We start from the raw sequence: 861 nt of genomic DNA on the forward strand, positions 1-861 counted from the left end.
ATACAATAGAGCATATCCATGAAATTTTAGTGCTTTAATGATTGTTTATGCTGTCATCGTCACTTTAGATGGAAATTTATTAGTGCCACTTCTCTTTTTAGCGGTTATAGATCTTACACATGTAATTATATTTGATTTTATTAGTTCTAGTTTTTGGGGCGGTATGGGAGAGAGAAAGGATTTTGGAGTGTGTTTTTTTTGCTATTCCTTATAGCTCTACAACTGTTTAAAACAGTATTTAGTAGATGGCTAAAAGTTCAATAAGTAAAAATGATCCAAAACAAGTATAATTGGCGATTATAGCAAAAAATAAGGTACAAATAGGATAAAATTCAGCAACTAAGGATACAGAATTATGTTTCGTTTTCTTCGTCGCTCTCAAAGAGGTTATCACTATCGGTAAACATTAAGTTTTCTTGAGTAATTTTAATAACTTTTTGATTAGCGTCGTTTAAAGCGGCTTTGATGAGATCTTCAATAGTTTCTTTTGATTCTTTTAGAAGTTCGTCAGAGAGCATGAAATTGATGACTTCATGTTGAGCTGTAAGGGTCACTTGAACCATACCACCACCTGCTTCACCAGTAACTTCAATTTTTGATAATTGCTTCTGCGCTTTCTGCATCATTTCTTGAATTTTTTTTGCATTGTTCATTAGATTACCGAGATTAAATTTGTCACTAATCATTGTCACCCCCGTTAATTTAATTTTCGTTTTTAACAAGTATTCTCTGGAATAGAATGTGTAATTCAATGTATTACAGCATTGAGGTATTTTAATTTACTAGCAATTAACACGCTATAGGTAATGCACGAATATTGTATTTTTTAATCTAGTCGATATGATTTACAATATAATATGT

Annotated in this window: 1 protein-coding gene; it reads right to left on the reverse strand. The window is 31.1% G+C overall.

Features of this window, described 5'->3' with window-relative positions; all coding sequences use genetic code 11:
- Positions 1-353: 353 nt before the first annotated feature.
- Positions 354-686 carry a YbaB/EbfC family nucleoid-associated protein gene (locus CLERM_RS00590; protein ID WP_102156682.1) on the reverse strand — a complete coding sequence of 111 codons (333 nt, stop codon included), beginning with the start codon at positions 684-686 and terminating at the stop codon, positions 354-356.
- Between the last annotated feature and the right edge of the window lie 175 nt (positions 687-861).

Source organism: Coxiella-like endosymbiont, assembly GCF_002871095.1.
Lineage (GTDB): Bacteria > Pseudomonadota > Gammaproteobacteria > Coxiellales > Coxiellaceae > Coxiella.